Origin of the sequence: Desulfosarcina variabilis str. Montpellier (genome assembly GCF_048565275.1) — a bacterium.
Lineage (GTDB): Bacteria > Desulfobacterota > Desulfobacteria > Desulfobacterales > Desulfosarcinaceae > Desulfosarcina > Desulfosarcina variabilis.
Window position 1 is genome coordinate 8,797,202 of the sequence record NZ_CP159846.1, and the last position, 25,975, is coordinate 8,823,176.

The window sequence follows — 25,975 nt, forward strand, 5'->3', positions numbered from 1 at the left end:
ATGGCCATGCCGACATCGCACACATCATCCTCCCATGACGGATCCGGCGGCCCAAGATTGCTGTGGGCCATTCTCCCGCTGATCCTTTTCATGGCCTTGTGCACCCTCTGGCCGCGGGTGATCCAGGGTGAGGTGTTCCTGATCAGCCGGCCCTGGATTACCGAGTTGGACCTTGCCTGGCGGTTTCGGCTGGACGGCCTGAGTCTGCTGTTCGCCCTGATCATCACCGGCGCCGGGTTCTTCGTGACCCTGTATGCCGCCGCCTACCTGCCCGGATCGTCGCAGACCGGTCGGTTTTTCGTTTTTCTGCAGGCCTTTATGCTGGCCATGCTGGGCATCGTGACGGCCGACAATCTGCTGCTGCTTTTCGTTTTCTGGGAAGCCACCACGGTGTTCTCCTTTCTGTTGATCGGTTTCGATCACGAGACCCAGGCGGCCCGTGACAGCGCCCGTCAGGCCCTGCTGGTCACCGGCGGGGGCGGTCTGGCGCTGTTGGTGGGAATCCTGTTGCTCAAAATCGCGGGGGTATCGCTCACCCTGAGCGACTGGATGACCGCTGGTAATCCGCTACACCGGCATCCGCTGTACACGCCGATTCTGATCCTCTTTCTCTTGGGCACCATGACCAAGTCCGCCCAGTTTCCCTTCCACTTCTGGCTGCCCAATGCCATGTGCGCCCCCACCCCCATCAGCGCCTTTCTGCACGCTGCCACCATGGTCAAGGCCGGCATCTATCTGTTGATGCGCCTGCATCCGCTCATGGGCGGCACGTCCTTGTGGATGTCCAGCCTGGTCATCATCGGCGGCATCACGGCCCTGTGGGGAGCGATCCAGGCCCTGTCGCCGTGTGATCTCAAACGTGTTCTGGCCTATACCACGATCATGGGCCTGGGCATCTTGACCATGTTCCTGGGCGGCAACAATGTCGCTTCACTGACCGCCGCGGCCACGTTTGTATTGGTTCACGCCCTTTACAAGGCGGCCCTGTTTCTGGCCGTGGGCAACCTCGACCACCAGGCCGGCACCCGGCATTGCGATCAATTGGGCGGGCTCTGGCGGGCCATGCCCATAACCGCCCTGGCCGTGGCCGCGGCCACCCTGTCCATGTCCGGGTTTCCGTTGTTTTTCGGCTTTATCGGCAAAGAAATCATGTACAAGGGCGCCCTGAGCGAAGAACTCTTCCCGGTTTTCGCCACAGGCATAACCCTGTTGGCCAACGCCCTGATGACCGCCGTGGCCGGTTTTTTACTGATCAGACCGTTTGCCGGCAAGCGTCCCTTGCCCCTGGCATCGGTCACCGAAGCGTCCTGGCCCCTGTTGGTAGGGCCCGCTGTCATGGGCGGATTGTGCCTGCTGTTCGGCCTGATTCCCGGCTGGGTCTCGCTTGCGATGATCGAGCCGGCGGTACAGGCCTTTCACAGGGGCGGCGAATCGGTCCGTTTGATCCTGTTTCACGGGGTCAACACGCCCCTTTTGCTCAGTATCGCCACCCTGACATTGGGGGCCGGGCTCTATGCCTTACGCCCCTCCCTGCAGCGCTGGATCACCGCGGCCACACGGCGACTGCCCCTCACCGGACAGCGCGCCTATGATGCGGCCCTGCATGGATTTGGCCGTGCCGCAGCCTGGACGACCGGACGGCTCCAAAGCGGCTCGCTGTACGGCTACCTGCTGACGATCATTGCCGTGTTCACCCTGACCACCATCGGTGTCTGGCAGAAAAACGGTGCGATCCTCGGCAGTATCCCCCTGCCGCGGCTACCCCTGTCCCAATGGATACTGGTATTTTTGATGGCCGCCGCCACCGCTGTGGTGCTCGCCACCCGTCACCGGGTGCTGTCGGTCTGCGCGCTGGGAATCGTCGGCTCCGGCGCGGCCCTGGTGTTTTTAATCTACGGCGCACCCGACCTGGCACTCACCCAGCTGCTGGTGGAAACCCTGACCCTCATTATTGTGTCCCTGATCCTGTGGCGACTGCCGCCCCTGGCCAAACCGACCAGACGGGCCGGGTGGACCAAAGCCGCCAATGCCCTGGTGGCCATTGCCAGTGGAACAGTGATCGCCCTGCTCTGTCTGGCCACGACCCGTGGCCCGATCGATTTGCAGCTGACCGAATTTTTTGAACACCACAGCTATCTGATCGCCCACGGCCGCAACATCGTCAATGTCATCCTGGTTGATTTCCGGGGCCTGGACACACTGGGTGAAATCACCGTCGTTGCCACGGCGGGACTGGCCGGGGCCGCCCTGATCGCCCGGCGAAGGAGGTAAAAGCATGGGATCGCATATCTTACGCGTGGCCACGCGCCTTTTGGTAGGCTTGATCCTGGTGTTTTCCGTTTACCTGCTCTTTCGCGGTCACAACGCCCCGGGCGGCGGGTTTGCCGCGGCCCTGGTGGCCGGAACCGGATTTTCCCTGTTCGCCATCACCGAAGGACCCCAGGCGGTCAGACAGGCCCTTTTCATCGATCCGCTGGTCTGCATGGCCTGGGGCCTGTTGCTGACCATCACATCAGGCGTGGTGGCCACCCTCGCCGGCCACCCGTTTTTGACCGGCCTGTGGTGGCCGGTTGGTTCCAGCGGTAGTGGCCCCGTGCTGGGATCGCCCATGCTCTTCGATATCGGCGTGTTTCTGGTGGTGCTCGGCGCCATCCTGACCCTGATGCTCCATCTGGAGGAAAGTTAAAAATGGAAACGGTATTGGCCCTTCTCGGCGGGGCGATGATCGCCGGCAGCGTCTACTTGATGCTGGACAAGAATCTGATCCGTTTCATTTTCGGACTCGTGCTGGCCAGCAACGCCGTCAATCTGTTGATCTTCGCCGCCGGCCGTCCGAACACGAGCCACCCCCCGCTGATTCCAGACGGCTCGTCAATCCCGGCCACGGCGATAGCCAACAGCCTGCCCCAGGCCCTGATCCTGACGGCCATCGTGATCGGCTTTGCCCTGCTGGTATTCGTCTTTATTCTCTTTTTCCGGGCCTATGACACGCTGGGAACCATCGATACGGATGCGCTGAATGACGCGGAGGGCATCGACAACAGCCGGATGCCTCAAGGAGAGCAAACCCCATGACCAACTGGCTGGCAGCCCCCATTATCATTCCCTTTGCTATGGCCGCCCTCTCCCTGCTGGGACGAGGCCGGCCACGGCTGCAAAGCGGGCTGGCCATGCTGGCCGCGGCCGTGCATCTGGCCCTGGGCGTCTTTCTGCTATACCACACACACACCTGCGGCATTACCGTCCTGCACGTGGGCAGCTGGCCGGCACCCTTCGGCATCGCCCTGGTAACCGATCATCTGAGCGCCCTGATGCTGCTGATCACCGGTGTGGTGTATCTTGCCGTGACGGTCTATTCCCGGGCGGATATCGATGCAACCGCAGTCTGGCGGGGATATTATCCCCTGCTTCACATTCTGGTTGGCGGCATCAGCGGTGCGTTTCTGACCGGCGACCTGTTCAATCTGTACGTCTGGTTTGAAGTCATGCTCATGGCATCCTTCGCCCTTCTGGTCCTCGGCCGGACCCGGGCGCAGCTGAGCGGCGGGGTCAAGTACGTGGTCATCAACCTTTTATCGACCCTGCTCTTTCTGACTGGTCTGGCGTTGATCTACGGGATGACCGGCACGCTGAACATGGCCCACCTGCACTTCAAGCTGCAGGCTACGGGTAACCCGGCCCTGGCCGCAACCGTGGCGGTCCTGTTTCTGACCGCCTTTGGCATCAAATCCGGCTTATTTCCTCTGTTCTTCTGGCTGCCGGCATCCTATCATACCCCACCGGTGGCAATTTCGGCGATCTTTTCGGGCCTGTTGACCAAAGTCGGCGTCTATACCCTGATCCGGACCTTCACCCTGATCTTTCCCTTTACGGACAACGGTCTGCGGGAACTGGTATTGGTGGCTGCCGCGCTGACAATGATCATCGGCGTGGTAGGTGCGGCAGCGCACGTCGAGGTGCGCCGTATCCTGTCGTTTCATATCATCAGCCAGGTCGGCTACATGGTGCTGGGACTGGGCCTTTTCACCCCCCTGGCCCTGGCCGGTGCGGTGTTCTACCTGCTGCATCACATTGTGGTCAAAACCAATCTGTTTTTGATCAGCGGGCTGCTGCGGCGATACGGCGGGTCCTTTGCTCTGGCTGATTTGGGGGGCGTTTACGGCGCACGGGGCTGGCTGGCCCTGCTGTTTTTCATCCCTGCCTTTTCCCTGGCCGGGTTTCCGCCGCTGTCCGGATTCTGGGCCAAAATGATCCTCATCCGAGCCAGCCTTGCAATCGGCCATTTCGTTCTGGCCGGCGTGGCCGCTGTGGTCGGCCTGTTGACGATCTATTCCATGACCAAAATCTGGAACGAAGCCTTCTGGAAACCAGCGCCGTCCGCTCAGGCCGTTGGTACCGCCCCTGAAGGCGGATCGGCCTGGCTGGTCGCGCCGGTGGTGGCCCTGGTGCTATTGACCGTTACCATCGGTCTGTTTCCGGATCCGCTGGTCGAGCTGGCAAGACAGGCCGCCGATGAGCTCCTCGATCCCGGCGCGTATGTGTATAGTGTGGTGGGGGATCTGCCATGAGCCTGTTTTTTATCAATACGTTTATCGCCCTGGCCTACATGGGGGTGCAGGGGTCATTCAGCCTGACCGGTTTTTTAGTCGGCTTTGCCCTCGGGTACCTGGCCCTGTGGGTCACCAAGCCCCTTTACGGCACCACCGGCTATTTTCATCGCGTTCCCAAAACAGTGCGCCTGGTCGGCTATTTTCTGGTCGAGTTGATCCACTCCAACCTGAAGGTGTTCTGGGATGTGATCACGCCCGGCCATATCAGTCGCCCGGGAATTGTTGGTGTTCCCCTGTCGGCCAAAACCGATATGGAAATCCTGCTGGTGGCCAATTTGATTTCGCTGACGCCAGGTACCTTGAGCATCGATCTGTCAGCAGACCGCCGCACCCTTTTCGTGCACGTCATGTTCCTGGATGATCCGGAGCGGTTTCGGGAAAGTATTAAAAACGGCATTGAACGCCGGGTATTGGAGGTGACCCGATGACGGTCGACCCAACTTTGATTCTTATGGCTGTCAGCCGCTTGTCACTGGTACTGCTGTTGATCAGCATCGTCCTGGCCTGCCTGCGGCTGGTGCGCGGTCCGCAGGCGGCCGACAGAGTGATCGCGCTGGACCTGGTTGCCGTACTGATCGTCGCCTTTCTGGCGGCCTATGCGATCAATACCGGCAACACGTCTTTTTTAGATGTGGCCATTGCCTATGCCCTGGTGGCCTTTCTGGGAACCGTGGCCCTGGCCCGGTTCCTGCTCCGCTCGTGCCGCCAGAAAAAAGATCGGCCATCGCCGGGGAGGCTGCCGTGAACGCCCTCATCGCCGCCACGCTGCTGCTCGTCGGCACCCTGTTCTGCCTGGTGGCGGCCGTAGGCATGCTGCGGCTCCCGGACACCCTCATCCGCATGCACGCCGCGACCAAAGCCGGCACCCTGGGCGCAGGGTTCATTCTCGCGGCCCAGGCCGTAGCCACCGGTGAACTGGGAACGACCCTGAAGGTCATCGCCGTGATTGTTTTTCTGCTGTTGACCGCACCGGTGGCGGCCCACCTGATTGGACGGGCCGCCTATCACCGCGGGATTCAATTGTACAAAGGTACATGGATAGACGAATTGGACATGGCAATGAAAAAAGATTGCGGTCAAACAGGCTCTCAGGGCACCACCCACAATGCCCCGCCGGAAAACTGATTGACCAGGTAACGGCTGACGCTGCCGGCAAAAAATTTCTTATTCATCCCGCGCCGGCCGACGATCAGGGTACCGAAGCCGCCCTTACGGTAGGTGTCCATAATAATCTTGCCGACCTTGAATCCTCCTTTGTGCACATCGATATGAATCTGCCGCTCGCTGATGCCGGCATCGGCAAACTTTTTCAGCGCGTGGGCATAAAACCGGTCAATGCAAGCCCTGTCCCCCTGCTCGATGACCGATTCAAGCTGCGAGCTATCGTTTTTCGAAAAATCGATCGGGCAAAAATCCGCCAACCGCGGTGCCACATGAAAAAAGGAAATGGTGATGTCGGAATTGCCGCTGAAGATGAATGCCAGATGGTCCACCGCCCGCAATGAACTACCGGATCCGTCGACGGCCACCATGACCCCCTTGGGCGGTGCCTTTTCGTCGATCACCCAAACGGGAAGCACTTCCGAGTTGTCCAGAACACTGGCGCTAACGCTGCCCATAAACACTTCCGCCAGACCGGATACGCCGCGCCGGCCGACAACGATGGCGTCGTAGAGCAGCGCCGTGCCGTATTCCAGAATGTCCTTGGCCGCGCCGAATTTCCGGGGCAATGTTATCGCCTGAACGTTTTCCTCGGCAATCCCCAGGGAAATCATCAGCGCCTTGTCCTTTTGCAGCAAGTCCTGGGCCGTTTGGTGGGCTTTCTTCTCCAACTTTTTTAGCTCGGCGTAGGCGCTGGGTTTGGTGCGGGCTTCGTCCATCAGGTATTGAGAAATGGTGGGCTGGACGTGAAAAAGGACAAATTTCATTTCACTCACCGACTCGCTCAAGCCGGCCACATAGCGCAGGGCATTTTCCGAATGCCGTGAGTCATCAACGGCGATCAGCACCTTTTTTTCCATGGCAAGTCCTCCTCCCTGAATTCGGTTTTGGGATAATTTTTATTTTACACTGAATCGGATTGGAGCCCAATGGATTTGTGGGCGATGCCGGCTGCGCCGGAAACTGAAAATTAAAAAATTATCAATAAATCTGGAATGTTATTAAAAACTTAAAAATAATCTCTCCCTAAACCCCAACCTTGGATACCGCCTGATCAGCAGGCTGGAGAATTTCGAAAAACGAAACGGTCTCAAAGGCGAGCCAGCGGGCCACAATGCTGCTTGGAAAGGTTTTGATGGCGACATTGAGGCTGCGAACCGTGCCATTGTAATAGCGGCGCGTCAGCTGAATCTGGTCTTCGATCTCGGCCAATTGATGCTGCAGTATTTGAAAATTCCGGTCAGCTTTTAGATCCGGATAATTTTCAACCAAAGTGAACAGACGGGCCAGGCCACTGGTCAGGGCATTTTCCACATCCTGTTTTTTTGGCAATTCATGGGTAAGCATGCTTTCTGAACGCAGTCGCGTAACCTGGTCCAAGAGTTCCGGCTGATCGCGTAAATAACGGTTGACGGTTTCGATCAGGTTGGGAATCAGGTCGGCACGGCGTGTCAATTGGGCATCGACCCCGCTCCAGCCTTCGTGAACCATGCTACGCAGGCGCACCAACTGGCGGTAAAGAAAAATGATCAATGCGGCTATCAGCAAAGAGGCGCTCAACAAGAAAAAGAAAAGGATCATGTGGGATTCCCTCTTTAGTGTTAACAACCTGTTATATCGTCACATGCACTAAGAATCTCAACTTCCATGGTATCGGAGAAGCTGAATAACCGGTTTTTGGCGTTCAATTTACCAAGACCTCACGAATAGCAGATTTCGCCGGGTCGTGGCCACGCTTTTCTTCACCCAGCCGATTAATAAAGAATTGGCCCCTTCCCAGCGTGTCTCCCTCAAAGCCCGTCCCAGCCCTGGCTCTGCATTGACCACCGATCATTTTGTAATCGGCGCAGAGATAATATCAGAGCCTCTTTTTTTCCAATCCCAATTTTTCGAAGGCCGACATGAGGTGAAAAATCGTAATCCTTTTAAATAATCGGCAAAGCCAAAGATACAACGCTGGACCTGTTGGATTAAGACGCGCCTTAAGCACGGTGGCGGATTTTTTTATTTGAGTGGAAGGCTGGGGACCAACACCATCGGCGCCAGATAGGCGGTCCTGGCTCTGGACGTCTGTGACCGCTTGCTGCCGCCGGTGGATGCCGGAGAATTGATTACGTTTTAGGTGGGATGTGTATCAAGCAGGCAGCCCCATCAGTTGTCCCATATGAATCTGGTGCCAGGCATGGGCGGCTCCGGTGGAAGGAAGCTGAGCGAGTTTTCTTCTCATTCGATTCATGTCGTCTTTTCTCCACATGGCACCAATGAAAAACCCGATGCTGTCGGCATATTTTCCGATGGCCTGCCCACCGACCACTTTGCCATCCAAAAGCACGACACGCAGATAATCGTCGCCGTTTTCGCGTTCGATCAATTCCTTATCCCCCAGGACGCAATCGGTGGCCCGCATGGTCTTACCAAAGGTAACCGCATGGGTATCAAAAAAATGGGCCCGGGCAAAGGCATAAGCCCCCAAATACTTGACCTGCTCACCAAGAATATTGCGGGCCACGATTTCACCCTGCTCGATGGCATTGTGCTTGAGCTGAAACATGGCCATCTCACCGGTGCAGGCATCGATGGTTTCGACGCAATCACCGCAGGCATAGATGTCGGGCACCGAGGTTTGCATATATCGATCGACCTGGATGCCGCGCTCCGTGGCGATGCCGGCGGTCCGGGCCAGGGCCACCCCGGGAACCACACCGGTGGCGACCACCACCGTGTCACACGGAATCTCGCGTTTGTCGGTCGTAACGCCGGTGACCGTCTGGTCCCCATTGATGCGCATGACTTTCTCGCCGGTATGGACATGAATACCGTAGGTTTCCATGGCGGCTTCGAGGCGTTTGGCGGTGACCTCGTCAAACAAGGCCGGTAGAATCCAGTCCAAAAGCTCGATAATCGTGACCTCATAGCCTTTTTTCTTTAATGCCTCGGCCGCTTCAATGCCGATGGCACCGGACCCGATCACCACCGCGCGGGTTCCGTGGTGCGAACGGAGCTTGAGGGTCTCATAGAACTGCTTGCAGCTGAATACGCCCTGGTTGCGGATACCGTCGATCGGCGGGATAAACAGATCCCCACCATGGGCCAGTACCAGCTTGTCATAGGATATGCTTGTTCCGTTTTCAGTGACGATCGTTTTAACGTCCGGTGAAATGGACGCCACCTTGCTGTTCACCATCAAGTCGATACGATTGTCAGTATAATCTTGCGCCAATTTCCTGAAAACCGACTGTTCCTCACAGTCTCCCCCTAAAAAATAGGGCAGCGAACAGGGATCGTATTCCGGCACATTTTCGGCAGAGACAATACAAACATCGGTTTTCCGGCAGCGTTTACGGATCGAAAAGGCCACCTGGTTACCCGCGATTCCATTTCCAACAATTACGATTTTCATAATTAAACCCGCCTTGTGTCTTTACCGTGAAGCTTGTGAATAAAATCAGTCAATCCCGAAAACAGGGGACAACCAATCCCCCCCCTTACCGGGAAGGAAAAATGGCTCGCGATCGCCCGGCCCGCGCTCTGAGCTTGTCGGTGGTGAGGGATTTACCCTTGACCAGCTTCAACGCACCCACTTCTTTGCAGGCCGTTACACACCACGGCTCCCCCGCATCGTCCATGCACATATCACAGGTCATGGTCTGCCCACTGAAAGGGTTCACCGCGGGGCTGCCCACCGGACAGATATAAACGCATGCCCGGCAGCCAATGCACACCGATGTATCGGTGACGACCGTACCATTGGCTAGCCGGATGCGGGCATTCATGGGACAGACCTTGATACAAGGCGCGTCGTCGCAGGCCATACACAGGATCGGTACGTCGAGCGCCTGATCCTCGTAGCGCATAATCCTGACGCGGGAAAGAGAGGGGTTGATGACGTTATGGTGCTTCATTGAACAGGCCAGCATGCACCGTTTGCATCCCGTACACCGTGCTGCATCGACCAGCAATTGTTCGCGTCTGTTTTCCATCATCGGTAGCCTTTTTTTTAATCATTATAAGGTGATTCACATGATCGATACCGATCATTACCACTCAGCGAGTCCTGAACAGAACCATAAAATTCATCATAATGAATTCAACTACCAAATCTATAATATGACCAATGGGCTGTGTCAATTGAATTTATGTCATTTTTAGTTATTTTTTATCCATTTTTACGAAAAACAACTTGACCTAATCAAAATCATAATATAATAAAATTCATCATAATGAATTTTTCGGACATCAACACCAACCGAAGGAGCAGCCCATGGCCACTGACACCGGCAAAACTTCCGCATCAGAATCGCTTCGCAAAACCCGAACGTATGGCAAGGTCAGATGCCACAATCCCAGCTGCATGGGGCGGCTTGAACCAGAGCCTGGCGCCCAGCAGATTTCCTGCCCGACCTGCGGTATGACCTACCGGCTTTTTTGGGTCACGCCCCAGCTGCCTCGAATCCGCGGTCCGGTCTGGGAGGTCAACCGCAAACTGGCCGAAGAAACGTTAGCCAAAAAATTACAAGCGTCCAAGGACGGTTCCAAATAAACAAGGAGGAAATGCGACATGGCACTGGATCGGAAAATTGCATATATCGATCTTACGACCGGCAAGATCGAGACCAAGCCCATTTCGTTGGAAGTCAGGAAAAAATTCATCGGTGGCCGCGGTCTTGACGCCTATCTGCTTTACAATCACGCCCCCAAAGGCTGTGATCCGTTAGGCCCCGAAAACCCACTGATCGTCAGCGGCGGCCTGTTGACCGCAACCTGTGCATCGGCAACGTCGAGAACGCATATCATGGCCAAGTCGCCGTTGACCAACCTCTTGGGCAGCTGCAACATGGGAGGATTCTTCGCTCCGGAGATGGCCTGGGCCGGCTTCCATCATCTGGTCATCACGGGCAAGGCCGAGAAACCGGTTTATCTGTGGATCCACAATGGTGAAATCGAAATCCGCGACGCATCCCATCTGTGGGGCAAAACCTGCACCGAGACCCAATGGGCGATTCGTGAAGATCATGACGACCAGGAAATCAAAAGCATGGTGATCGGTGCGGCCGGTGAAAACCTGGTAACCTACGCCTGCGTTATGACCGGCATCAAAAACTCGGGCGGCCGCTCGGGCATGGGCTGTGTGATGGGCTCCAAAAACCTCAAGGCGATTGCCTGCCGCGGCGACATGGACATCAAACTCGCCCATCCAATGGACGCCCTGGAGCACAACAAAAAATTCATCGAGCAGATCACCAGCGCCAAGGTCAACCAGACGCAAGGGACCCTGGGGACCCCTTTTATCTGGGGCGCGACCAACTGCTGGGGCGGCGTCCGCACCCGTAACTTTCAGTATAACCAGATGCTCTACGCCGATGAAATCGAGCCTGAAGCCATCGATGACATCGCCACGGAAACCATGGGGCCTCATCACATGGCAGGCTGCTTCGGCTGCCAGGTGCACTGCCGGGCAAAGTACAAAATCCAGACCGGTCCCTTGGCCGGAAAGTACGATGAGGGCCCTGAATACACCTCTCTGGGCGCCTTCGGTAGCGAACCCGACTGCAGAAAAGCCGAAACGGTTCTGTCTGCCAACCACCTGGTCGATCAGTACGGTGTCGATAACCTTGAGATCGGCAGCATCATCTCCTGGGCCATGGAACTTTACGAGCTGGGCATCCTGACCAATAAGGAAACCGAAGGGCTGGAACTCAAATTCGGTAACGACAAGGCCCTGATCCAGATGATCCATGAAATCTGCAACCGCAGCAGCTGGCTGGGTAACGTGCTCGCCGACGGCGGCATTCCGGCAGCAGAGAAAATCGGCAAGAATTCCTTTGATTATCTCATCCAGGTCAAAGGCATGAACAACCTGCACTCCGACGAGCGCGCCACACCGGCACTGGCCCTGAACATTGCCACGGCCTCCCGCGGTTCCGACCATTTGCGCAGCCGGCCGGCCATTGATCTTTATCATTTGCCGGAAAAAGTGCTGCGCAAAATTTACAGCAGCCCGATTCCCTATGACGGCCCCCTTTCCTCGGAGCATACCGAATACGTGGGCAAGCCATGGCAGGTGTTCTGGCAGGAGAACTGCTATATGGCCGTGGATTGCCTGGGCATTTGCAAATACCATACGCTATTTTTGGGCGCGACCCTGCCCAACTTCGAGGACTGGCCGGCGGTGATCTACTATAACACGGGTCTTGAGTTCACCCCTGAAGAGCTGTGGTATGCCGCCGAACGCTGCAACAACATGGAACGGCTCTTCAACTTGCGCGAAGGGCTCACCCGCAATGATCCGTACAAAGGCGATACGCTCAACCATCGCTATTTCGACGAACCCTGCCGGCGAGGCGCCCCGGACGTTGTGGGACGCTGCATTGATCGGGAAAAATTCAGCATCATGATCGATGAATTTTATGGTCATCACGGGTGGGACAAGGAAGGCGTCCCGACACCCGAAACGCTGGAGCGATTGGGACTGGATCAGGAACCTTCCCACCTGGTTTAAATAGCGCCCATCCGTAAATACTCTATTTATGGATGGACACTGAACGAATTGAAGGAGAAAACAATGGAAAAATTTCTCACGGTTAATGCTGATAAATGCACCGGCTGCCGGCTTTGCGAACAAGTCTGTTCCGTTGTGCATGAAGGCGTGTCCAACCCGGCGAAAAGCAGAATCCAAATCGTAAAGTGGGAAGATGAAGGGCGCTATATACCGATGATCTGCCAGCAGTGCGAGGATGCACCCTGCCAAAATGTCTGCCCGGTGGGTGCGATTTCCCGCGATAAAGATTTTGGTTTCTTGATGGTAAATCACGAGGTATGCATCGGTTGCCGCTCCTGCGTCAACATCTGCCCCTTTGGCGCCATGAATTACAATCGAAGCGCGCATCAAGTGTTTAAATGCGACCTGTGCGGCGGAGATCCCCAATGTGTCCGCTTTTGCGATGTGAAAGCGATTGATTTTGTGTCCGCCGATACCGTCGTCGCCCGCAAAAAACGTGAAGGTGCCCTGCGCCAGTCCGAGGCAAAAGGGCAGCCTGCCGGTGCCTGAGAACATCTATAGCGCCGCCACGGGCATTTTACCATAAACGAAAAATAGAAACCGGCTGAAACATAGAACGAAACGCGGGCGGCCTGGAGAGATATTCAGCCGCCCCGTGTCGTTTTGTTGGCGCCTTTCTATAAGAGACAAAGCCATGTCTGTCCGACTATCCCCGGAGGAGTGCAGTCGATATGAGCGGCAGATCGGCATCGATGAAATCGGTGAGGCAGGCCAGGCAAAGCTAAAGCAGGCCGCAGTATGTATCTGCGGTGCCGGCGGACTGGGCTCACCTGCGGCAATCTATCTGGCAGCCGCCGGTGTCGGCAGAATCACCCTCATTGATCATGACCGGGTCGCATTAGGCAATTTAAATCGTCAGATCCTCCACGGGGAAAGCGATATCGGCCGATTCAAGGTGGACTCCGCAAAAACAATGTTGGGCCAACTCAATTCGCATGTCATCGTCGACACCAAGCCCCAAATCATCACCCCGGAAAATGCAGTGGAATTGGTTGCCGGACACGATGTGATTGTTGATGCTCTGGACAATCTGGAAATCCGGTATATCCTCAACAAGGCCGCTTTGGATTTGAATATTCCGTTTATCCATGGTGCCGTAGGCGGATTCGAGGGCCGGGTCATGACGATTATTCCAGGCCGCAGTACCTGCCTGCGGTGTTTGTACCGCGGCCCCGTACAGCCGCCCCCGACCATCCCGGTCATTGGCGTGACAGCGGCCGTGATCGGTTCCCTTCAGGCAACTGAGGCCATTAAAACCATTACCGGCATTGGCGACCTGCTGACGGATCGATTGCTGATCTACGATGGTCTGAAGCCCACATTCAATATATTTAAATTACGTAAAAATCCCACTTGTGATCATTGCAAGAATTTTTATGGGAAGGTTTTATCATGAGCATTACTCTGCATCTTCATAAAACGCACCGACAATATACCGGCGGCGTCGAAACGCTTGAGATAGCGGGCAACACCATAGGCGAGTGCCTCGACAAATTGATCGAACGCTTTCCAGACATGCAGGGGGCCCTTTTTAAGGATGAGAAAAAACTGAAAAACCAGATTGAAATTTATCTGAACATGGAAAGCGCCTATCCGGATGAATTGAAAAGGCCTGTCAAGGATGGTGATGATGTATATGTTACTGTCATGCTGGCGGGAGGATAATCATCCGAAACAAATCCCCTATTCAGACCTAAAGATAGGTTTATCATGGCATATCCGAGTGGCGATTGAACGTTTTTAACCGCTACCAGATCCATTCGATAACCATCAAGTTTGGCTTCAGCTTCCCATTCGCCGGCCCACCCCATTAATTTTATGGGACCGCTGATTACCAATCTACCACCATGGTGGAAATCAGGCATCCCCCCCCTCCCCCGTCATCGGAATCAGAATCAGATGACGGTGAGACCAATGACGTCGCCCGTTCGGCGACCTCCTCGTGTGCCTCAGTCGTGGGATGGGTTGCGTCCCAGAACAAATAGCCGTCGTCGTTATCGAAATTATTGGTCTCCAGAGAATTGGGGCAAATCGAATCGACGTTGCTCAGACCGTAGTTTGCCGGGTTGGCGACGATGTCCTGGAACAGTGCGTAGATATCCAGGTAGTAGACCGTGATACCAGGATTCTCGGATTTAAAAACATCCACGTTATCCTTCAATTCTACATTATAATTTTCGGTCCACAATGTGGCCAGGGCAGCGGCGTTGGTATCTGCATTGATGGCCGGGATAGCACCCAGATCGGATAAGTTGAGGATGAGGATGGATTCGGCCCCAAAGGTGGCCAGGGCATCCAGGGCGATTTTGACATTGTCCGCGGATTGTTCATAATCTGAGCTGCCGCCAAGAAAATCGTTGCCACCAATCCAGATGGTAATCAAAGCGTTTTGGTCCAGGGTGCCGGCATTGATGTAGGCGGTGACCTGGTCGATCAGGTCACCGGTATTGGCCCCGCCGTAAGCATTGTTGATCAATGTTGCATCCAGATAATCCGCTTCAGCTAAATAGTCCACCCACACCAGACCGTTAGAAAAGCGCCCCTGATAGTATGTCTCGGCCGGACAAGCCGACGGATCATCGGCATAGAGATTTCCGTTATCGGAAAGGCTGTCACCAAACGCGACAATATGGTCAAAATTAGAAGCCAACGCGCAAATTGGCATAAAAAAGCAAAGCGCAAAAACGACTCCTGTTATTCGTCTGATTTTCATAATATCCCCTTTTGAAGCGTTGTATACTTACTGCCCCGATATAAATTCTCGGCCACAGTGATCAATGAACAACAATCTTAGCCCAGGAATAATCATCGTCAGTGAGAAAAGACTCAGAGTTGGTTATATATGCTAATTTTCACCTCTTGTGAATTTTTTTCTCAGCAATCAACAGAATAAATAACTATTTGCACGTAGAGCTTGACATGTCCCGAATGAACAACTAAAATTTTGTATATACGATGTTGTACATATATACAAATATAGGTGAAATATGCAAAGCTCAACCTTACACATTAAAATCCGGCCCAAAATTGCCAATGGACTAAAAATGCTGTCGAAAAAGCAGGATGTTTCTGTGGGAGAACTCGTCCGGAGGGCTATCCTTTCAAGCTATCAGCTAGATATGCTCGATTTGACCATAAAACAAAAAAGAGCGGTCGAGGCCTTTCAGGGAGGCTATATCAGCATTGGCAAGCTGGCAGAAGAGATGGGGATGAACATTTGGGATACCCAAAAATGGCTGAAAGACCACGAAATCAGGCAAAACAACGCCTTTATTGAAGATGATGTGAAAAATGCCTGAAATAAAATGGGTCTTTGATACCGTATCCCTCAGTAACTTTATCTTTTCCGATGCGGTCTTCATCCTTGAAAATCGCTATAAGAATAAGGCATGCATCACTAGGGAAGTATTCAATGAAATTTCCACAGGAATACCGGCCTATCCCAAATTGAAAATGATTGATACGTTGATAGACAGACAGATTTTTGAAATTGTCACACTTTCAAAGCCGGAACATCTAATTTTCCGGGAACTTGTTGGTAATTTGGGAAGAGGCGAAGCGTCCTGCATTGCATTCGCACAAAAAAGGTCCCTGATCGTTGTTACCGATGACAGAGCCGCGAGAAATGCATGTAACCAAAAAAATATTTCTTTAACCGGCACCGTCGGCATTTTAAAGGCAGCCATCATTGATGAACAGGTCACGCTCTCCCTGGCAAATGAAATACACCAAAAAATGGTAGATAGCGGATTCTATTCCCCGATTAGGAATTTGGCAGATATCATCTAACCCTCTTCGACATTTTTTTCAATTTTTTCGACTAATTCTTTTGTCCACGAAATCAAAGCGTGAATATTTAAGGGGTAAGGGGCGGTGGACCCGAATGGTTAGACAGCCTGACGGGTCCACCGCCTTGATGTGGAATATAGTTGACTGTATTCATTGATTAAATTTTTGATTGAAAACTAATTATTTTTCGATATGATTGATCCAACAGGGCCGATATTCAGCAAGGCATTCAATAATCAGTTTAGGCACAACCATTATGTTTTTATAGAGGTTATCCAATGAATATCGATGAGTTAAAAAAAATAAGTAGTGCTGAGCGCATCCAGAGAATGGAAGCCCTTTGGGATTCCATGCTCTATGAGGGCGGTGAAATTGATACTCCTGAATGGCACACACGTATATTGGAACAAAGGAAAAAAGCTATCACTGGTGGTAGCGCAAAATTCGTCCCAATATCAGAGCTTAAGGCGAGCCGGGGGCAATGAAGGTTAAAGATGTCTTAGTATTGCAAGAAGCCGTTGATGACTTGAATGAAGGAAAAGCCTTTTATGACCTTCAAGAACTTGGCGTAGGCAATTATTTTTGGAATTGCATAGTCGCTGATATTGAATCTTTGATCGTTTACGCTGATTCATTCCAAAAAGCTTGGCCTGTTCCAAATGTTTGCCAAAAGCTTTCCATATGCGATCTATTACGAAGTGGTTGAAAAGGTTGCTTATGTTGTTGCTATTTTGCCAATGCAAAAAGATCCGGCCTGGATTTCAAAACAGTTGGATGAGAGACGATAATCCGGATTTTATTCCCCCGATTTCGGAAGAAAATGGGTCAGTATAAAAATCAAAATAAATGCGAACTTTCTTCAATTCACTTACTTTTTCGCGTTCTTTCCATCTTTGAGTGAGAAACAGATGTTGTTAAATTGCGTATTCCGCTCCAAAGTGACCACCTGTTCCGCTGCATTGTGACCACTTGATCGGAGCGAAGCGACGCTGGTTTTTCCTACCTCTCAAACTTGGTTGATTTCGTCAAGGACGAGCGAATTTTTCGCATGGCTTCTCCTTTCAAATTGATTCTGTGGGCGTTGTGAATTCCTCCGATATACCTAAGCCCTAAAGCGTCACTCAACTTTTGGAAGCCATATCTTCCACCATTGGTATTTTTACGCTGTAACGCCATACAATAATCAATCGGCCAGCACTGTCGCATGGATGAACCCCAATCTTTTAACAGTTCAACCATATCCTTTTCAGACGATATCGAAAGAATTCTATTTTATCTCTTTTCCGGTGCGTTTGCTCTCCAGAATGTAGACGCTATAAGGCATGAAAAAATAAAAAAGCCTGTTACCGTATGGTAACAGGCTAAATAATGGCGGGAGCGACGAGACTCGAACTCGCGACCTCCGGCGTGACAGGCCGGCGTTCTAACCAAACTGAACTACGCCCCCGAAAGTGATGTCAGCAGTTGCTGGTAGGCGGAACAGGGCTTGAACCTGTGACCCCCGGCTTGTAAGGCCGGTGCTCTCCCAACTGAGCTATCCGCCCGAATTTTAAAAGATCCTTCTTTTACGACCCTCGAAAAGAAGAAGTCATAGCTATCAATTCACCCTGATAAAGTCAAGCCAAAAAATTGAGTTTCGCATTTTTTTAGTTGATTGACAGTTGGGCTTGATCGCTCCCGTTTTTCTCGACCGTAATCGGCATATCGTTATTGGTGAACAATCGCTCACCCTGGCCGAGCACCAAGGCATGTCCCAACACTTCATCCATATGTTCCACGCTAACGATTTTTATCTGACGGGTAACGACTTTCGGGATATCTTTCAGATCTTTCTCATTCTCCTTTGGAATGATGACCGTTTTAATCCCTCCCCGATGGGCCGCCAATAGCTTTTCCTTTAACCCACCGATGGGCAACACGCGGCCGCGCAGAGTAATCTCACCTGTCATGGCAACGTCGCGTCGCACGGGTCGACGCGTCAGTGCGGATACCAACGAGGTGCACATGGTAATCCCGGCCGAGGGACCGTCCTTGGGAATCGCACCTTCGGGGATGTGGATGTGAAGATCCAGTTCATCATAGAACTTTTTATCAATCCCCAAATTCTCGGCACGAGAACGGACAAAGCTCACCGCTGCCTGGGCAGACTCTTTCATCACCTCACCCAGCTTACCGGTAACATTAAGTTTGCCTTTACCGGGCATGGTCAGTGTTTCCACACAAAGCAGCTCGCCCCCTACCTGGGTCCAGGCCAATCCGGTTACCAAGCCGATTTGGTCATTTTCCTCTATCTGGCTGACTTTAAAGGGTGGGGGTCCCAACAGCGATGTAATCGTGTTAGCCGAAATGACGTGTTTTTTCTTCTCGTCTTCGTTCACAACTTTGCGAGCGATTTTTCGGCAAATTGACGATATTTCTCGCTCCAAGTTACGCACACCGGCTTCTCGGGTATACCGCTGAATAATGGTATAAATGGATGCCTTTGAGAATTGAATATCTTCCGGTTCAAGGCCATTGGCTGTAATTTGTTTCGGGATCAGAAACTCGTTGGCAATACTGAACTTCTCTAATTCCGTATACCCGGGCAAGCGAATGATCTCCATACGATCCTGCAAAGGCAGCGGTATATCCGGCAGAGTATTGGCCGTGGTGATAAAAAGGATTTCAGACAAATCGTAGTCCAAATCCAGGTAATGATCGTTGAAGCTGTAATTCTGCTCTGGATCCAGTACCTCAAGCAAGGCCGAGGATGGATCTCCACGAAAATCCATGCTCATTTTGTCCACTTCATCAAGACAAAAAACCGGATTGTTCACCCCTACTTTTTTAAGTGACTGAATAACCTTTCCCGGCATGGCACCGATATAGGTGCGCCGGTGCCCGCGAATTTCCGCCTCGTCTCTTACCCCGCCCAAAGAAAGGCGTACAAACTTTCGACCGGTGGCACGGGCAACGGATTTGGCCAGGGAGGTCTTGCCGACACCGGGCGGGCCCACCAGGCAGAGGATCGGTCCACGCAACTTTTTCACCAGGGTCTGGACAGCCAAATACTCGAGAATACGCTCTTTGGGTTTTTCCAACCCATAGTGGTCTTCATTCAGTATTTTTTCAGCATCAAGCAAATCATTGCGTATTTTGCTTCGGTTAAACCACGGCAGATTAATAATCCAGTCAATATAATTTCTGACCACCGTAGCTTCTGCTGACATGGGGGTCATGAGCTTGAGTTTTTTAAACTCCTGCCGGGACTTTGTCGACGCCTCTTTGGACATGCGCTTACGCTTGATCTTTTTTTCAAGCTCCTTAAGCTCATCGCCCATTTCGTCATCGGTTCCCATCTCCTTTTTGATGGCCCGCATCTGTTCATTCAAATAGTAATTCTTCTGGGTCTTTTCCATCTGCTCCTTGACCCGGCCCTTGATCCGCTGATCCATCTGGTAGACCTCTATCTCCAGTTTAATCAGCTTGACCAGAAGGGAAAGACGCTTGCCCAGGTCAATGGTTTCCAGAAGTTTCTGCTTGTTCTCGAGCTTGAAGGAAAAGTGCGAGGCGACCGAATCCGCCAATTTAGAAGGATCGGTAATCGCGGAAATTTTTGCCAACAGTTCTTTGGAAATACTCTTGTTGATACCGGCATATTCGCTGAAGCTGTCAGTAACCGCACGTATCAGGGCTTCCATCTCCACCGCATCTCCGGCAACGTCCGGCAGCAGGGAAAGCTCGACCTCAAAAAACTCGGTGTTGGTGATAAAACGATCGATCCGAGCCCTTTGCTTTCCCTCGATCAAGGCTTTGACGGTGCCGTCGGGAAGGCGCAAAAGCTGAAGCACGGTACCGATTACACCGACCTCGCAGATGTCCTTTTCCGCCGGGTTATCAATACCGGCATTACGCTGGGTGGATAAAAAGATGCGTTTGTCCTTGTTCATCGCGCTTGACAGCGCGCTGACGGACTTGTTCCGACCTACAAAAAGAGGTGCCACCATATGCGGGAACACAACAATGTCCCTGAGTGGCAGAAGGGGAAGGACATCCTGAGACGCTTCCCCTTCTTGATTTTTAAAAAATTTTGGAATGTTTACCATATATTCGAACTGCCCTCTCGGTTACGCTTGACCATCTATTCGACAAAATTGTGTGTTATCGCATCAAGCTTGTTTTTTAGATGGTTCGTAAAGCAGGATCGGCTCTTCTTTTTTCATCACCACTTCTTCACCAATAACACATTCTTTGACGTCTTCCTTGGAGGGGATATCGTACATGATATCCAGCATACACGACTCCAATATCGCACGTAGGCCACGTGCACCGGACTTTCTCTTCAACGCCTCATCGGCGATGGCGGAAAGCGCACTGTCGGTAAGACGCAAGTTTACGCCCTCTATTTCAAATAGTTTCTGATATTGTTTAATCAAGGCGTTTTTAGGCTCAGTAAGAATTCGTACCAAGCTTTCGGCACTGAGCTCGTCCAAGGTGGCGATTACCGGCAGACGTCCCAAAAACTCCGGAATCAAGCCAAATTTGATCAGATCCTCGGGTTGGACATGAAGCAGTGTTTCCCCCAAGCTACGCTCCGTTTCTTTCTTGACCTTGGCACCGAAGCCCATCAATTTGCTGCCCATCCGCCGATTGATGATCTGCTCCAACCCGTTAAAGGTACCGCCGCAGATAAAAAGGATATTGGAGGTGTCCACCTTGACAAAATCCTGCTGGGGATGTTTGCGGCCGCCTTTGGGGGGAACACTGGCCGTGGTCCCCTCAATAATTTTGAGCAGGGCCTGCTGCACACCTTCACCAGATACGTCCCGGGTAATGGATGGGTTATCGGACTTACTGGCAATTTTATCGATTTCGTCTATGTAAACGATACCCCGTTTGGCTTTTTCTACATCGTAATCCGCGTTTTGCAGCAACGAAAGGATGATATTTTCCACATCCTCGCCAACATAACCCGCTTCTGTGAGGCTGGTCGCGTCGGCAATCGTGAACGGCACATTAAGAAAACGCGCCAATGTTTGTGCTAGCAGTGTTTTCCCGCAGCCCGTCGGTCCGATCAGCAGGATGTTACTCTTTTGAATTTCCACATCGCTGGCGTTCACGCTCGAATCAAGGCGTTTATAGTGGTTATAAACCGCCACTGCCAAAATTTTCTTGGCCACATCCTGTTCGATCACATAATCGTCAAGCTTGGTTTTGATCTCCTGGGGGATCATCAGGTTTTCGAATTCACCGGCCTCTTTTTCATTTTCTTCCTCGATAATTTCACTGCACAGCTGAATGCACTCATCACAGATATAAACTGCCGGGCCGGCGATCAGTTTTTTGACCTCTTTCTGGTTTTTTCCACAGAAAGAACAGAAAAGATTGTCATTGTGTTCATCTTTTTTGGCCATGTCATGCCTCCGTGTCGGTTATTTTGTCCAGGTCATCGCGGTTGGTGATGACATGGTCAACGATTCCGTAGGATTTTGCCTCCACCCCGGACATGAAATTGTCCCGGTCCGTATCACTCTGGACATCTTTCATACTTTTCCCTGTGTGTCTGACCAGGATTTCATTCAACGCGTCTTTCATGCGCAGAATCTCTTTGGCCTGGATCTCGATATCCGATGCCTGCCCCTGGAACCCACCCATGGGTTGGTGAATCATGATCCGTGCATGGGGTAAGGCGTAACGTTTTTTATCGGAACCCGCTGCCAGCAATAAAGCCCCCATGCTGGCGGCCTGGCCAATGCATACTGTAGTCACATCTGGCTTAATGTACTGCATCGTATCATATACCGCCAACCCAGCTGTGACGACACCACCCGGAGAGTTGATGTAAAGGTTGATATCTTTGTCCGGGTCTTCTGATTCGAGGAACAGCATCTGGGCAATCAACAAGTTGGCAACATCATCGTTGATGGCGGTCCCCAAAAAGATGATACGATCTTTCAGAAGTCGCGAATAGATGTCGTAAGCCCGTTCTCCCCTGCTGGTTTGGTCGATGACCATCGGAATTAATGCCACTATCGAATCTCCTTTACATCATATTTAATATCTGTTGAGAATGCTGTAATGGATGGTTTAGGGTTGTTTTCCGGCAATGTTAAGATCCGGCATCAGCATGTTCGCCAAGCTCAAAAAAACCATCCATTAGTTGGAAAAAGCCCCTTATTCCGAGCTTTCCGAGGTCTCTTTCTCCGGTTCCACCATTTCAATCTCGTTTTTTTCCATTATAAGCTTAATGGCTTGTTTTTCAAGTAATGCATGTTTAAAAAGCTCGAGCTGCTCACCACTCTTTCCGTAAACGCCCTTGATCACATCGACCGGCTGATTGTAGTTGGCGGCCATTTCTTCAAACCCTTTTTCCAGGTCCTCGTCGGCCAATTCCATTTTTTCCTGTTCAACGATTTTACCTAAAATCAGTTGTCGACGCACCTGTTTTTCGGCGGTATCGCGATATTTTTCTTTCAGGCTTTCCTTTGATATCCCGGCTTCCTCAAAGGTCTTATTGTGATAGGAGAACGACCGTTCCGCATCGGCAACAATGTGGTCTAATTCATAATCTACCATGACATCGGGCACTTCGAACTCTGTTTTTTCCAATATCTGGCTGAATATCTGTTCGTTCAGTTCCTGTTCGGACCGTTTGGTGTACCCTTCCGTGAGGTTTTCCTTAATTTTTTGTCGGACCTCATCCATGGTGGAAAAGGGTCCTAGCTGCTTGGCCATCTCATCATCGATTTCCGGAAGCACCTCTTTACGGATTTCGTTGAGTTTGACTTTAAAATCAACGGTATGTCCAGCAATCTTTTTGTTAAAGTAATCATCGGGGAAGGTCACGGTCATTTCTTTTTCATCACCAGGATTCATCCCCTCCACACCCTTATCAAAATCCTCGGAGATATGGCCGTCCCCAAGCTTCATCACAAAATTTTCTGTTTTTTTGGTTTCTTCAAAAGGCTTGCCGTCCTTAAACCCCTCGTAATCCACTTGGACGAAATCACCGTTTTGGGCCGGACGCTGCTCGTCAATCGGTTCGCGTTTGGCAAGATTTTTTTGCATCATCTTGACCTGAACCTCGACCTCTTCGTCACTTGCTTTATAAAGATTTTTTTTCAGCGTCAGACCAGTGAAATCAATATCGGCAATTTCCGGTTGAACTTCAACTTCGGCATCAAAACAATAGTCTGCTTTGTCGGCCAATTCGGGTGGATCGACAACCGGAGAGCCAACAATCTTCAGTTGGGTTTCTTTCATGGCGTCGACATAAGCATCTTGAATCAATTTAGAAACGACATCGGCGTGTACATCCTTCTTATATAGACGTTCGAGTACGCCGCGGGGTGTTTTTCCAGGCCGAAAGCCTTTGACCTTGGCTGTTTTTTTCAGGGTTTTGTAAGCATCATCCAATGCACGGGTGACATCCGCTTCGGGAATTTCGATGTGCATTACTTTTTTTACTGAGCTGCGATCTTCAACGGTAACCTTCATATTCTTCCTTTCTACCCCCTGAATTAAGCACGTGGAAAAAACAGTGGCTACAAACCGACGCCGGCAACAACTTGATTCAGGTTAAAAATTAAGCGCCCTGACGCGACCAGGCATCAGGGCTCCTTTTGACCACAACCGGCATTATCATTAAGGCTGACCGTTTAGATTGAGTGTCCAAATGCCCATGAAACCCATAGGGGCATTTACATCCGGTCCGCTTGATCAACCTCAAAAAAATGCCGGAATAAATATGGTGCGAGAGGGGAGACTTGAACTCCCACTCTGTCGCCAGAGCTGGATCCTAAGTCCAGTGCGTCTACCAATTCCGCCACTCTCGCATAATTCACCAATAAAACTAACTTCATCTCACAACTTGACAATATTTGCAAATAAACTAAACTTTGCAAAAAAATCAAACGAAAAAAATAATATTCACAAATCGATCTGTCAAGGATTTCGCATTGTCTATCGTTCCATTCAGATTTTTTTTTAGCATTCGACTCGGTTTTTTATGTAAACCGGCCTGCCGTATCCTGATGACAACGCTCATTTTTCTTTTATCCACCCCCCAGCTTTGCACACCGGCCACAATCGTCCTTGATCCCGGTCACGGTGGCGATGACCTTGGAGCGAACAATGGAACCAATTATTCTGAAAGCCAATTCACATTTGCACTGGCCCAAAAGACGGCGCAACTGCTGGCCCCTGATCATCGGGTAGAAATGACCCGCAATTCGGATATAGCGGTATCAATCGCTGACCGGGCAGGCAGGGCCAACCATCTTAAGGCCGACTTGATGATCAGTCTCCATGCAGGTGTCACCCCTTACTGCGGTGAAGGCAAGGCGGCTGTTTATTTCCATGAAGACGAACGAATCGTTTTTCCAACCGGGATATCGGAATACAATCAGGCGGGTGAGTCAGAAGCCAATCAGACAGCCTGGGTTAAACTCCAGGCCCTGCACCAACATCAAAGCCAGTATCTGGCAACCCTGATCAAGCAAGCCTTGCTCGATGAAGGGGTATTTGACCAAATAGCCGTCCGGGGGGCGCCGCTGGCAGCCCTGATGGGTGCAGACCTCCCTGCGGTGTTGATTGAGGTTGGCTGTATGCACCCATCCACGGCGATATCTGCGTCCAAAATGGACCAAAAAATAGACAAATATGCCCAATCCATTGCAAATGCCGTCAATCTGGTCGTAACCAGGCTAACGCATGATGCCAAAGACGAAAAATAAGGGATATTCAGTGCTTGCACCTTAAATTAAACAGTGGTAATAGGGCAATCAAAATCGGGGCGTGGCGCAGTCTGGTAGCGCACCTGCTTTGGGAGCAGGGAGTCGGAGGTTCAAATCCTCTCGCCCCGACCAAATAGGGTAGACAAAACGGGAGTTTGGCACATCACCAAATTCCCGTTTTTATTTGTCACCCGCTTGTGAACAAGTATTAAGCCTTATTATGTTGCATGCTGCCGAAGGTCTCTGCGGCAAGCCTTTTCATACAGCCAGTTGATGAATCTGAGCAACGATATGTTCCTTGGTAAGCCGAACGTCCTCCAATGCTTTTTCCGGCCCCATCCGATCAATCTTAAAAGCGATGTATTCCGATATGATTTTATGTGCTCTGCCTCCCGGAATCATCAATCCACCTTCGTTCAGCAACGACATTATTGCAACCATAACATAGGCAAAAAAATCCGATCAGGTCGTTACAATGGGTAACCGTCCCATAAAATCGGATTTCCGGGGTGGGCTTACTTAGGATCGGAGATCCTTAGTGGAAATCTGATCCGCATAACTGTGGAAAAAAAGTAACAGTTGTGTGCTTTTCCCTTACATCAATCTGTAAAACAGATTGATATCAAAACTTATTTTTAAAAACCAAGCTTCGGCACAAAATATGCTTCAATTAGTAAACCAATGACACCAATAAAAAGAAAGGAATTGTCAAATAAAATCACCCGACCGGCAACAAACATAGCATATTGATGCTTCTTGCCTTAAGGAGGAAGTCAGCCATGGATAATGTCGAACTTGTTTGTATCGTTTGTAAAAAAGAAGATCGAGGCGGTGGTGTCTGGTCATATTACGATGCCCCATCGAGTTGGGAACAGGAAGACGGTTTATGCCCTGATTGTCGTCAAGAACTATTTCCTGAATTTGGCAAAGGCGATGGACGATACATCAAAAGCAGTTTTAAAGTGGGCAACATGCTGCGCTCTATTTTTCATCGATTTGGGTTGGGGATGGGGGTCAACTCAACCCACTGATTCATTCTCAACAGCTTTAATACACCGGCAAAAAAGCATCTCTCCATCCCGCCGGCGTTTGTGCGCTGTCTGCAGCACACCATCCACCGGCACAAATTTTAATATGTACCG

General features: G+C 51.5%; 27 protein-coding genes and 4 tRNA genes. 19 read left to right on the forward strand and 12 right to left on the reverse strand.

The genetic code is table 11. The features are described 5' to 3' along the window. The first annotated feature begins 6 nt into the window (after positions 1-6). Genes mbhE through mnhG form a run of 7 tightly spaced genes read left to right on the forward strand, consistent with a single transcriptional unit; the run spans position 7 to position 5,735 of the window. Positions 7-2,271, forward strand: a complete 2,265-nt coding sequence (gene mbhE, locus Dvar_RS39585; protein WP_419658969.1) for a hydrogen gas-evolving membrane-bound hydrogenase subunit E — start codon at positions 7-9, stop codon at positions 2,269-2,271. A 4-nt stretch (positions 2,272-2,275) separates the two neighbouring features. Then, positions 2,276-2,686, forward strand: coding sequence for an MnhB domain-containing protein (locus Dvar_RS39590; protein ID WP_419658970.1), 411 nt, complete (start codon positions 2,276-2,278; stop codon positions 2,684-2,686). 2 nt (positions 2,687-2,688) lie between these two features. After that, on the forward strand, positions 2,689-3,075 hold the full coding sequence (locus Dvar_RS39595; RefSeq protein ID WP_419658971.1) for a Na+/H+ antiporter subunit C: 387 nt from the start codon (positions 2,689-2,691) through the stop codon (positions 3,073-3,075). Next, a complete protein-coding gene (locus tag Dvar_RS39600; protein ID WP_419658972.1) occupies positions 3,072-4,568 on the forward strand; it encodes a Na+/H+ antiporter subunit D in 1,497 nt (498 codons plus the stop codon). Before Dvar_RS39595 ends, Dvar_RS39600 begins: the two co-directional genes overlap by 4 nt. Beyond that, complete coding sequence (locus Dvar_RS39605) at positions 4,565-5,038, forward strand: Na+/H+ antiporter subunit E (protein ID WP_419658973.1); 474 nt, start codon at positions 4,565-4,567, stop codon at positions 5,036-5,038. The genes Dvar_RS39600 and Dvar_RS39605 overlap by 4 nt, the downstream gene beginning before the upstream one ends. Then, positions 5,035-5,355, forward strand: coding sequence for a monovalent cation/H+ antiporter complex subunit F (locus Dvar_RS39610; RefSeq protein WP_419658974.1), 321 nt, complete (start codon positions 5,035-5,037; stop codon positions 5,353-5,355). The genes Dvar_RS39605 and Dvar_RS39610 overlap by 4 nt, the downstream gene beginning before the upstream one ends. Continuing rightward, positions 5,352-5,735: a monovalent cation/H(+) antiporter subunit G gene (gene mnhG / locus Dvar_RS39615; protein WP_419658975.1), complete on the forward strand. Its 384-nt coding sequence runs from the start codon at positions 5,352-5,354 to the stop codon at positions 5,733-5,735. The genes Dvar_RS39610 and mnhG overlap by 4 nt, the downstream gene beginning before the upstream one ends. On the opposite strand, the gene Dvar_RS39620 is transcribed toward mnhG, so the two are convergent. From Dvar_RS39620 to Dvar_RS39635, 4 genes are all read right to left on the reverse strand, one after another. After that, the gene (locus Dvar_RS39620) at positions 5,699-6,631 is read right to left on the reverse strand and encodes a universal stress protein (protein ID WP_419658976.1); all 933 of its coding nucleotides are present in this window, start codon (positions 6,629-6,631) and stop codon (positions 5,699-5,701) included. The genes mnhG and Dvar_RS39620 overlap by 37 nt on opposite strands. Positions 6,632-6,797: 166 nt before the next feature. Then, positions 6,798-7,352 carry a LemA family protein gene (locus Dvar_RS39625; RefSeq protein ID WP_419658977.1) on the reverse strand — a complete coding sequence of 185 codons (555 nt, stop codon included), beginning with the start codon at positions 7,350-7,352 and terminating at the stop codon, positions 6,798-6,800. A gap of 553 nt (positions 7,353-7,905) precedes the next feature. Continuing rightward, positions 7,906-9,171: an NAD(P)/FAD-dependent oxidoreductase gene (locus Dvar_RS39630; protein ID WP_419658978.1), complete on the reverse strand. Its 1,266-nt coding sequence runs from the start codon at positions 9,169-9,171 to the stop codon at positions 7,906-7,908. An 85-nt stretch (positions 9,172-9,256) separates the two neighbouring features. After that, on the reverse strand, positions 9,257-9,754 hold the full coding sequence (locus Dvar_RS39635; RefSeq protein ID WP_419658979.1) for a 4Fe-4S dicluster domain-containing protein: 498 nt from the start codon (positions 9,752-9,754) through the stop codon (positions 9,257-9,259). A gap of 278 nt (positions 9,755-10,032) precedes the next feature. On the opposite strand from Dvar_RS39635, the gene Dvar_RS39640 reads away from it, so the two are divergent. From Dvar_RS39640 to Dvar_RS39660, 5 genes are all read left to right on the forward strand, one after another. Next, entirely contained in the window at positions 10,033-10,311 is a 279-nt protein-coding gene (locus tag Dvar_RS39640; RefSeq protein ID WP_419658980.1) for a hypothetical protein, read from the forward strand. 18 nt (positions 10,312-10,329) lie between these two features. Next, the gene (locus Dvar_RS39645; RefSeq protein WP_419658981.1) at positions 10,330-12,270 is read left to right on the forward strand and encodes an aldehyde ferredoxin oxidoreductase family protein; all 1,941 of its coding nucleotides are present in this window, start codon (positions 10,330-10,332) and stop codon (positions 12,268-12,270) included. A 63-nt stretch (positions 12,271-12,333) separates the two neighbouring features. Next, positions 12,334-12,819, forward strand: a complete 486-nt coding sequence (locus tag Dvar_RS39650; RefSeq protein WP_419658982.1) for a 4Fe-4S dicluster domain-containing protein — start codon at positions 12,334-12,336, stop codon at positions 12,817-12,819. A gap of 145 nt (positions 12,820-12,964) precedes the next feature. Then, positions 12,965-13,726 carry a HesA/MoeB/ThiF family protein gene (locus Dvar_RS39655; RefSeq protein ID WP_419658983.1) on the forward strand — a complete coding sequence of 254 codons (762 nt, stop codon included), beginning with the start codon at positions 12,965-12,967 and terminating at the stop codon, positions 13,724-13,726. Continuing rightward, positions 13,723-13,995: a MoaD/ThiS family protein gene (locus Dvar_RS39660; protein WP_419658984.1), complete on the forward strand. Its 273-nt coding sequence runs from the start codon at positions 13,723-13,725 to the stop codon at positions 13,993-13,995. Before Dvar_RS39655 ends, Dvar_RS39660 begins: the two co-directional genes overlap by 4 nt. 166 nt (positions 13,996-14,161) lie before the next feature. Here Dvar_RS39660 and Dvar_RS39665 read toward each other — a convergent pair whose 3' ends face one another. Then, the gene (locus Dvar_RS39665; RefSeq protein ID WP_419658985.1) at positions 14,162-15,043 is read right to left on the reverse strand and encodes an SGNH/GDSL hydrolase family protein; all 882 of its coding nucleotides are present in this window, start codon (positions 15,041-15,043) and stop codon (positions 14,162-14,164) included. A 274-nt stretch (positions 15,044-15,317) separates the two neighbouring features. Between Dvar_RS39665 and Dvar_RS39670 the strand changes: the two genes are divergently transcribed. The 4 genes from Dvar_RS39670 to Dvar_RS39685 all read left to right on the forward strand — a co-directional run bounded on the left by Dvar_RS39670 (position 15,318) and on the right by Dvar_RS39685 (position 16,825). Beyond that, positions 15,318-15,629, forward strand: a complete 312-nt coding sequence (locus tag Dvar_RS39670; RefSeq protein ID WP_419658986.1) for a UPF0175 family protein — start codon at positions 15,318-15,320, stop codon at positions 15,627-15,629. Further along, positions 15,622-16,119, forward strand: a complete 498-nt coding sequence (locus Dvar_RS39675; RefSeq protein ID WP_419658987.1) for a hypothetical protein — start codon at positions 15,622-15,624, stop codon at positions 16,117-16,119. Before Dvar_RS39670 ends, Dvar_RS39675 begins: the two co-directional genes overlap by 8 nt. A 278-nt stretch (positions 16,120-16,397) precedes the next feature. After that, the gene (locus Dvar_RS39680) at positions 16,398-16,604 is read left to right on the forward strand and encodes an addiction module protein (protein ID WP_419658988.1); all 207 of its coding nucleotides are present in this window, start codon (positions 16,398-16,400) and stop codon (positions 16,602-16,604) included. Further along, a complete protein-coding gene (locus Dvar_RS39685; protein ID WP_419658989.1) occupies positions 16,601-16,825 on the forward strand; it encodes a hypothetical protein in 225 nt (74 codons plus the stop codon). Before Dvar_RS39680 ends, Dvar_RS39685 begins: the two co-directional genes overlap by 4 nt. A 663-nt stretch (positions 16,826-17,488) precedes the next feature. Here the strand turns inward: Dvar_RS39685 and Dvar_RS39690 are convergent. From Dvar_RS39690 to Dvar_RS39720, 7 genes are all read right to left on the reverse strand, one after another. Beyond that, a tRNA-Asp gene (locus Dvar_RS39690) sits at positions 17,489-17,566 on the reverse strand. Positions 17,567-17,587: 21 nt separating this feature from the next. After that, positions 17,588-17,663 (reverse strand) — tRNA-Val (locus tag Dvar_RS39695). Positions 17,664-17,765: 102 nt separating this feature from the next. Next, positions 17,766-20,204, reverse strand: coding sequence for an endopeptidase La (lon, locus tag Dvar_RS39700; RefSeq protein WP_419658990.1), 2,439 nt, complete (start codon positions 20,202-20,204; stop codon positions 17,766-17,768). 63 nt (positions 20,205-20,267) lie between these two features. Continuing rightward, complete coding sequence (gene clpX, locus Dvar_RS39705; RefSeq protein WP_419658991.1) at positions 20,268-21,512, reverse strand: ATP-dependent Clp protease ATP-binding subunit ClpX; 1,245 nt, start codon at positions 21,510-21,512, stop codon at positions 20,268-20,270. Position 21,513: 1 nt separating this feature from the next. Further along, positions 21,514-22,113, reverse strand: coding sequence for an ATP-dependent Clp endopeptidase proteolytic subunit ClpP (clpP, locus tag Dvar_RS39710; protein ID WP_419664229.1), 600 nt, complete (start codon positions 22,111-22,113; stop codon positions 21,514-21,516). A gap of 159 nt (positions 22,114-22,272) precedes the next feature. After that, positions 22,273-23,595: a trigger factor gene (gene tig / locus Dvar_RS39715; RefSeq protein WP_419658992.1), complete on the reverse strand. Its 1,323-nt coding sequence runs from the start codon at positions 23,593-23,595 to the stop codon at positions 22,273-22,275. A gap of 251 nt (positions 23,596-23,846) precedes the next feature. Continuing rightward, positions 23,847-23,933: transfer RNA gene (locus tag Dvar_RS39720), tRNA-Leu, on the reverse strand. 198 nt (positions 23,934-24,131) lie between these two features. On the opposite strand from Dvar_RS39720, the gene Dvar_RS39725 reads away from it, so the two are divergent. The 3 genes from Dvar_RS39725 to Dvar_RS39735 all read left to right on the forward strand — a co-directional run bounded on the left by Dvar_RS39725 (position 24,132) and on the right by Dvar_RS39735 (position 25,864). Next, positions 24,132-24,833 (forward strand): N-acetylmuramoyl-L-alanine amidase family protein, encoded by a 702-nt coding sequence (locus Dvar_RS39725; RefSeq protein ID WP_419658993.1) that lies wholly within the window; start codon positions 24,132-24,134, stop codon positions 24,831-24,833. A 55-nt stretch (positions 24,834-24,888) separates the two neighbouring features. Further along, a tRNA-Pro gene (locus Dvar_RS39730) sits at positions 24,889-24,965 on the forward strand. A gap of 647 nt (positions 24,966-25,612) precedes the next feature. Further along, complete coding sequence (locus tag Dvar_RS39735) at positions 25,613-25,864, forward strand: hypothetical protein (protein ID WP_419658994.1); 252 nt, start codon at positions 25,613-25,615, stop codon at positions 25,862-25,864. The last annotated feature ends 111 nt before the right edge of the window (positions 25,865-25,975 follow it).

Coding starts and splice junctions, on each gene's coding strand:
- mbhE (WP_419658969.1), top strand. CDS start 7: ATGCCGACATCGCACACATCATCCTCCCATGACGGATCCGGCGGCCCA.
- Dvar_RS39590 (WP_419658970.1), top strand. CDS start 2,276: ATGGGATCGCATATCTTACGCGTGGCCACGCGCCTTTTGGTAGGCTTG.
- Dvar_RS39595 (WP_419658971.1), top strand. CDS start 2,689: ATGGAAACGGTATTGGCCCTTCTCGGCGGGGCGATGATCGCCGGCAGC.
- Dvar_RS39600 (WP_419658972.1), top strand. CDS start 3,072: ATGACCAACTGGCTGGCAGCCCCCATTATCATTCCCTTTGCTATGGCC.
- Dvar_RS39605 (WP_419658973.1), top strand. CDS start 4,565: ATGAGCCTGTTTTTTATCAATACGTTTATCGCCCTGGCCTACATGGGG.
- Dvar_RS39610 (WP_419658974.1), top strand. CDS start 5,035: ATGACGGTCGACCCAACTTTGATTCTTATGGCTGTCAGCCGCTTGTCA.
- Dvar_RS39620 (WP_419658976.1), bottom strand. CDS start 6,631: ATGGAAAAAAAGGTGCTGATCGCCGTTGATGACTCACGGCATTCGGAA.
- Dvar_RS39625 (WP_419658977.1), bottom strand. CDS start 7,352: ATGATCCTTTTCTTTTTCTTGTTGAGCGCCTCTTTGCTGATAGCCGCA.
- Dvar_RS39630 (WP_419658978.1), bottom strand. CDS start 9,171: ATGAAAATCGTAATTGTTGGAAATGGAATCGCGGGTAACCAGGTGGCC.
- Dvar_RS39635 (WP_419658979.1), bottom strand. CDS start 9,754: ATGATGGAAAACAGACGCGAACAATTGCTGGTCGATGCAGCACGGTGT.
- Dvar_RS39640 (WP_419658980.1), top strand. CDS start 10,033: ATGGCCACTGACACCGGCAAAACTTCCGCATCAGAATCGCTTCGCAAA.
- Dvar_RS39645 (WP_419658981.1), top strand. CDS start 10,330: ATGGCACTGGATCGGAAAATTGCATATATCGATCTTACGACCGGCAAG.
- Dvar_RS39650 (WP_419658982.1), top strand. CDS start 12,334: ATGGAAAAATTTCTCACGGTTAATGCTGATAAATGCACCGGCTGCCGG.
- Dvar_RS39655 (WP_419658983.1), top strand. CDS start 12,965: ATGTCTGTCCGACTATCCCCGGAGGAGTGCAGTCGATATGAGCGGCAG.
- Dvar_RS39660 (WP_419658984.1), top strand. CDS start 13,723: ATGAGCATTACTCTGCATCTTCATAAAACGCACCGACAATATACCGGC.
- Dvar_RS39665 (WP_419658985.1), bottom strand. CDS start 15,043: ATGAAAATCAGACGAATAACAGGAGTCGTTTTTGCGCTTTGCTTTTTT.
- Dvar_RS39670 (WP_419658986.1), top strand. CDS start 15,318: ATGCAAAGCTCAACCTTACACATTAAAATCCGGCCCAAAATTGCCAAT.
- Dvar_RS39675 (WP_419658987.1), top strand. CDS start 15,622: ATGCCTGAAATAAAATGGGTCTTTGATACCGTATCCCTCAGTAACTTT.
- Dvar_RS39680 (WP_419658988.1), top strand. CDS start 16,398: ATGAATATCGATGAGTTAAAAAAAATAAGTAGTGCTGAGCGCATCCAG.
- Dvar_RS39685 (WP_419658989.1), top strand. CDS start 16,601: ATGAAGGTTAAAGATGTCTTAGTATTGCAAGAAGCCGTTGATGACTTG.
- lon (WP_419658990.1), bottom strand. CDS start 20,204: ATGGTAAACATTCCAAAATTTTTTAAAAATCAAGAAGGGGAAGCGTCT.
- clpX (WP_419658991.1), bottom strand. CDS start 21,512: ATGGCCAAAAAAGATGAACACAATGACAATCTTTTCTGTTCTTTCTGT.
- clpP (WP_419664229.1), bottom strand. CDS start 22,113: ATGGTCATCGACCAAACCAGCAGGGGAGAACGGGCTTACGACATCTAT.
- tig (WP_419658992.1), bottom strand. CDS start 23,595: ATGAAGGTTACCGTTGAAGATCGCAGCTCAGTAAAAAAAGTAATGCAC.
- Dvar_RS39725 (WP_419658993.1), top strand. CDS start 24,132: ATGACAACGCTCATTTTTCTTTTATCCACCCCCCAGCTTTGCACACCG.
- Dvar_RS39735 (WP_419658994.1), top strand. CDS start 25,613: ATGGATAATGTCGAACTTGTTTGTATCGTTTGTAAAAAAGAAGATCGA.